The organism is Luteibacter sp. P4_E6, assembly GCF_056401535.1.
The window spans coordinates 1-5,841 of record NZ_JBFUJE010000247.1; the positions used below are offsets into that span (position 1 = coordinate 1).

Annotated in this window: 7 protein-coding genes; 5 read left to right on the forward strand and 2 right to left on the reverse strand. The window is 63.9% G+C overall.

The annotated features are described in order from the left end of the window. From AC1DT2_RS14340 to cyoD, 3 genes are all read left to right on the forward strand, one after another. Positions 1 to 1,703, forward strand: a 1,703-nt coding sequence (locus AC1DT2_RS14340; protein WP_477297020.1) for a cbb3-type cytochrome c oxidase subunit I, incomplete at its 5' end; no start/stop codon positions are given. A gap of 2 nt (positions 1,704 to 1,705) precedes the next feature. Continuing rightward, positions 1,706 to 2,311: a cytochrome o ubiquinol oxidase subunit III gene (cyoC, locus tag AC1DT2_RS14345; RefSeq protein ID WP_477297022.1), complete on the forward strand. Its 606-nt coding sequence runs from the start codon at positions 1,706 to 1,708 to the stop codon at positions 2,309 to 2,311. Beyond that, positions 2,308 to 2,658, forward strand: a complete 351-nt coding sequence (gene cyoD / locus AC1DT2_RS14350) for a cytochrome o ubiquinol oxidase subunit IV (RefSeq protein WP_213947331.1) — start codon at positions 2,308 to 2,310, stop codon at positions 2,656 to 2,658. Before cyoC ends, cyoD begins: the two co-directional genes overlap by 4 nt. An 8-nt stretch (positions 2,659 to 2,666) precedes the next feature. Here cyoD and AC1DT2_RS14355 read toward each other — a convergent pair whose 3' ends face one another. Beyond that, on the reverse strand, positions 2,667 to 2,852 hold the full coding sequence (locus AC1DT2_RS14355) for a hypothetical protein (protein WP_213947332.1): 186 nt from the start codon (positions 2,850 to 2,852) through the stop codon (positions 2,667 to 2,669). An 18-nt stretch (positions 2,853 to 2,870) separates the two neighbouring features. Next, positions 2,871 to 3,647, reverse strand: coding sequence for a MipA/OmpV family protein (locus tag AC1DT2_RS14360; RefSeq protein ID WP_477297023.1), 777 nt, complete (start codon positions 3,645 to 3,647; stop codon positions 2,871 to 2,873). A gap of 121 nt (positions 3,648 to 3,768) precedes the next feature. On the opposite strand from AC1DT2_RS14360, the gene AC1DT2_RS14365 reads away from it, so the two are divergent. Together AC1DT2_RS14365 and AC1DT2_RS14370 are read left to right on the forward strand one after the other, a co-directional pair. Continuing rightward, positions 3,769 to 4,458, forward strand: a complete 690-nt coding sequence (locus AC1DT2_RS14365; protein ID WP_477297024.1) for a response regulator transcription factor — start codon at positions 3,769 to 3,771, stop codon at positions 4,456 to 4,458. After that, positions 4,442 to 5,800, forward strand: a complete 1,359-nt coding sequence (locus AC1DT2_RS14370) for a sensor histidine kinase (protein ID WP_477297025.1) — start codon at positions 4,442 to 4,444, stop codon at positions 5,798 to 5,800. Before AC1DT2_RS14365 ends, AC1DT2_RS14370 begins: the two co-directional genes overlap by 17 nt. Positions 5,801 to 5,841: the final 41 nt, after the last annotated feature.

Consider the following 5,841-nt stretch of genomic DNA (forward strand, 5'->3'; position numbering starts at 1 on the left):
TCACTGCCCACGGCGTGATCATGATCTTCTTCGTCGCCACGCCGCTCATCCTCGGTCTGATGAACGTGGTGGTGCCGCTGCAGATCGGCGCGCGCGATGTCGCGTTTCCGTTCGTCAACTCGCTTAGCTTCTGGCTGTCCGCGGTGGGCGCCGTGCTAGTGATGATGTCCATGTTCGTCGGCGATTTCGCCGCGACGGGCTGGGTAGCGTATCCACCCCTGTCCGAACTCGGGTACAGCCCTACGGTGGGTGTGGATTACTACATATGGTCGCTGCAGGTTTCAGGGCTAGGCACCTTGCTGACCGGCATCAACCTGGTCGTGACCATCCTGCGCATGCGCGCACCGGGCATGACCTTGATGCGCATGCCGGTATTCACGTGGACGGYGTTGATCACCAATATCCTCATCATTGGTGTGTTTCCCGTGTTGACCGCCACGCTCGCGCTGCTCAGCGCCGACCGCTACCTGGACATGCACTTCTTCACCAACGAGCTTGGTGGGAACGCGATGATGTACATCAACCTGATCTGGGTGTGGGGTCATCCCGAGGTCTATATCCTCATCCTGCCTTGCTTCGGTGCCTTCTCCGAAATCATCTCGACGTTTTCCGGCAAGCCGTTGTTCGGTTATAAATCGATGGTATACGCCACCTCGTCCATCGGCGTGCTGTCGTTCTTCGTCTGGCTGCACCACTTCTTCACCATGGGTTCGGGAGCGAACGTCAACGCCTTCTTCGGCATCATGACGTCGATCATCTCCATACCCACGGGCGTGAAGCTGTTCAACTGGTTGTTCACCATGTTCCGCGGACGCATCCGTTACCACTCCTCGGTCTGGTGGACGATCGGCTTCATGGTCACGTTCGCCATCGGTGGCATGACCGGTGTGCTCCTGGCCGTGCCCGGCGCGGACTTCGTACTGCACAACAGCCTGTTCCTCGTGGCGCATTTCCATAACGTGATCATCGGTGGCGTGCTGTTCGGCTGCCTGGCCGCGATCGGCTTCTGGTTCCCCAAGGTGTTCGGGTTCACGCTGAACGAGTTCTGGGGCAAGGTGTCGTTCTGGTGCTGGCTGGTCGGTTTCTATCTCGCCTTCATGCCGCTTTACGTGCTTGGCCTGGATGGCATGACGCGGCGCATGAACCACTATGACGATCCCACCTGGCAGCCATGGCTGGTCGTCGCGCTCATCGGCGCACTGGTGATTGCCTGTGGCATCGCCGCGCTCGGCATCCAGCTGGTCGTCAGCATCCGCAAACGGAACGCCAACCTCGACATGACGGGCGACCCCTGGGACGGCCGTAGCCTGGAATGGTCCACCGCCTCGCCGGCGCCGTTCTACAACTTCGCCCACGTGCCGGTGATCACCTCGCTGGAACCGCACTGGGATGCGAAGAAGGCGGGTACCGCGTACGTCGAGCCGGCGGCGTACGAAGACATCCACATGCCGCGGAACACGGGTGCGGGCTTCATCATCGCCGCCATCTCGCTCGCGTTGTGCTTCGCACTGGTCTGGCACATCTGGCCGCTGGCGATCGCTTCGCTGCTCGGCATGATCGCTGCCTTCATCGTGCGGACCTACGACCGCGACGTGGATTACTACGTGCCTGCCGCCGAGGTCGCTGCGATCGAACGGGCGCGCTACGCGCGTCTGCCGAAGACCCATCCTACCGCCGCCACACGCTACGACGAGGCCGCCTGAGCATGAGCACTACCCTTGCCACGGCCGGACATGGCCACGCGGAGCACGACGACGGGTCGATGACCACGGTCGGCTTCTGGMTCTACCTGATGAGCGACTGCCTGATCTTCGCGACGCTGTTCGCGACGTTCGGCGTCCTGGCCGGCGCCACGGCAGGCGGACCGGGGGGCAGGGAGCTTTTCAGCCTGCCGTTCGTGCTGACGGAAACGATGTTGCTGTTGTTGAGCAGCTTCACCTTCGGCGTCGGCATGCTCGGTGCGGCGGCGGGACGCCGTCGCGTGTTGCTCGGCTGGCTAGCCGTGACCTTCCTGCTCGGTCTCGGCTTCATCGTCATGGAAGTGCATGAGTTCGTCGAGCTGATCCACGACGGCGCAGGCCCGTCACGCAGCGCCTTCCTTTCCGCCTATTTCGGACTGGTCGGCACCCATGGCCTGCACGTGCTGTCGGGGCTGATCTGGCTCGGCGTGATGATGCATCAGGTGCTGCGCTTCGGCCTGGACGGCATCGTCCGTCGGCGACTGGCCTGCCTCAGCCTGTTCTGGCACTTCCTTGACCTGATCTGGATCTGCGTCTTCACTTTCGTCTATCTGCGCGAGTTCACTCCATGAGTCACGATACCCAGGCCCACGGCAGCATGCGGAGCTATCTGTCCGGTTTTATTCTTTCCGTCGCCCTGACCCTGGCCTCGTTCGGCGCGGTCATGTCGAACGTGGTTCCAGCCAGCGCGCGCCTCGCGCTCATCGTCACGCTGTGCGTGGCGCAGTTGTTCGTCCAGCTGGTGTACTTCCTGCACCTCGGCTCGGCGCGAAGCCAGCGCGCGAACACGGCGATCTTTGCCTGCACGACCTTCCTGATCGCCGTGGTGGTGGCTGGCTCGCTCTGGGTGATGCACAACGCCAACGTCAACATGATGCCGATGCCCATGTCGGTGCATCAGGCGATGATGCACGAGTAGCCGTCGGACTAGAGGTTGCGTTCGCCGGCCGCCACGGCTTCGAGCAGCGAAACCACGTGCTCGCCTTCGCCGGCGAGCGCCACTTCGACGGCGGTGCGATCGCCCAGTTCCTTGATGGGCGTCAGCAGCAGCCAATCCCACACGGCCTGGCGATCGGGCTCGATGCCGTAGGCCAGGTCCGCTATCCGTCGCATGATCCGGTTGCCCATCGCTCAGAACACGTGGCTGAGTGAGACGAAGAAACTACGGGTATGGTCGGCATTGACCATGGGGCTGTCTTTCACGGCATCCGGGAGAAGGGTGTAGCGCATGCCGACCGACGTGACCCACGAAGGCGACAGCCGGTAATTCGCCATGAGGTTCACGTACGGCGCGGTGCCGCCGTCGGCGTGGTACGCAGGAAGGCCGCTGCGCAGGGCCTCGCGGCCGCTGACGCCGTAGTAGTAGTCGTTGAGCGCGCCGTTGCTTCGCGTGACACCCACGGTCGGGATGAACGTGACAGCGCCTTTCTTCAGCGGGTAGCTGTAGCCGGCATCGAGCAGGATGCCGCCGCCGTGGCCGGTGAATTCCTTCTGCGCGCTGGCGGACACGACGCCCCATTCCGCTTTGTGCCGCCACGCCACGCCTGCCATACCGGAGATGTCACGGTTGGACAGCTGTTTCAGCTGCGCGTTGTTGGTGTCCTGATGGCGGAAACGGTTGGCGAATGGCGAGACGATGAGGGAAATTTCGTCGCTGGGCGTCGAAAGCAGCTTGTAGCCTGCGGAGACGCCGCGGAAGTAAAACGACTTACCCTCGTAGTTCACCAGGGGCAGGGGCAACGCCTTGTTGTCGTAGCTGCGATACGGGCTGGGGGCCCAGGCGGCTCCGATACCGAGGCTCCAGCCGGGCGCGCGGTCGTCCGCGGATTGCGCCGACACGGCGCCAGAAAGGGCGATGCCGGCGATCAGGGCAAAAAGGGACGCGGCGCGCGAACGGGGTACTGACATGCGGGAGAACTCTTAGGGGACGACAGGTTGTAAATGCTGGGGAGCGGACATTGCCCCAACATTGCGTGGCCTGATAGGCGTTTAGCTCGTGTTAGGATCGCGCCCCTTCGGGAGGTTCTGCATGCGCATACTGCTGGTGGAAGACGAGCCGGAGATGGCCGCTGTGCTCCAGGCTGGCCTGCATCGGCACGGCATGCTCGTGGACATCGCCCCGGATATCGCGCATGCGACCGAGGCCTTGCAGTGCAAGGTTCACGATCTGCTCCTGCTCGACAGGCAGCTCCCCGACGGCGACGGCGCGACCCTGCTGGCCACGGCACGGGCGACGCACGCCGATCTTCCGGTGATCATGCTGACTGCCCGCGGTTCGCTCACCGACCGCATCGAGGGCCTGGATCTCGGCGCGGATGACTACCTGGTCAAACCGTTCGCGATCGAAGAATTGCTTGCACGCATCCGCGCCATCTCCCGGCGTCCCGCGCAGATCTCCCTGCCGGTAGCCATGCTTGGCAACCTCTGCTTCGATTTCACCGCCCGCGAGGCCGTGGTCGATGGACACCCCTTGCGTCTGCAGCGTCGCCAGCTCCTGTTGCTCGAAGCACTGGCCTACCGGCATGGACGCACGGTGCAGCGCGAGGTACTGCAGGAGGCGGTCTACGGTTTCGACGACGCGATCCAGTCGAACGCGCTGGATGCCCACGTGTCGAAGCTGCGGCGGGCGCTCGTGGAGGCGAACGCGAGCGTCGAGATCCACGTGATCCGCGGGATTGGCTACCTGCTGCGGGGGGTGCGCGATGGGCAGGCGGGCTAAATCGCTCACCGTCCTGCTGGGTGTCCGGCTCAGCGTGCTGCAGATCGTGATCCTGGTCGCGACCATCGCCGCGCTGACCTGGAGCATCCTCAACACGCGGGCGGCCTATATCGACGAAGACATGGCGCGTGACATTGCACGCGCGGTCACCGTCGACGATGGCGCGATGCACCTGCACACCGACGGCGACATGCGCGCCGTCCTCGATAGCGAACCGCGCATCTGGTTCGCGGTCGAGGACGAGCAAGGGCATCGGCTTAGCCACGGGAATGTGCCGCAGGCGTATCGCTCGCTGGTGGGTTCGCTGTCTACGTTGGAAGCCTCTGAAGTCCACACGACGAGCGCACCCTATGAACTGGCCATGCGAGTCATCGTGGAAAACACGCCGCACGGACGGATCCACGTCATCGTAGGTGGCGCCCCGGTCCTCGGCATCGCGCTCATTTTCTTCAAGATTTCCGTGTATCTCGGCACGCGTATCGGCTTGCCACTGGTGTTGGTGACGCTTGTCGCCGTGCCATGGCTCATCCATCGGTCGATGGCCGGTGTCGGCAAGGTGGCCGACCAGGCCCAGCGCATCAATATCGACGAGCGTGGCGCCCAGCTGGAGGACGGCGCGGTACCGCGGGAACTGCAGCCGCTGGTGCGTGCGTTCAACCTGGCACTGAAGCGGTTGGGCGAAGGCTATGACGCGCGCGACCGCTTCCTGGTGGACGCCGCGCACGAGCTGCGTGCACCCATCGCCATTCTCGAGGCCAGGCTCGACACCTTGCCGCACGGTGAGGCGCGAACGCGCCTGCTGACCGACCTTGCTCGTCTGGCCAATATCGCCGAGCAGCTGCTCGACCTCCAGCGGCTGGGCAAGCAGGTGACGGCGTTCGAGCCGCTGGACCTGGTCACCCTCGTGCGCGAAGTGAGTGCCGACGTGGCACCGTTGGTGCTCGATGCGGGCTACGAGCTGGCCATGGACGCGCCCGATCACGCCGTCGTGATCATGGGCGACCGCCTCTCGTTGTCCCGGGCGGTGACCAACCTGATCCAGAACGCCATCGCCCATGCGGGAGGCAGGGGGCTGATCCACGTGGCCGTGATGGAAGGGGGCGTGTTCGAGATCAGCGACGAGGGGCCGGGCATTCCGGAGGGAGAGCGGGCGAAGGTTTTTACGCCGTTTTATCGGTTGCGACCGAGCAGTGTGGGGACCGGCCTGGGGTTGCACCTCGTCCAGGAGATCGTTGCCCGGCATGGGGGCGATATCCGGCTGACGGAGGCACCAGGGGGTGGGGCCAGGTTCTCCGTAAGGCTGMCAACAGCCTTGCCGGTTCGGCTGCCTAGCTCTTTGTAGATACTCTCTTGGCCGTCAAGCGTTCTTGAGGTGTTCAGGGC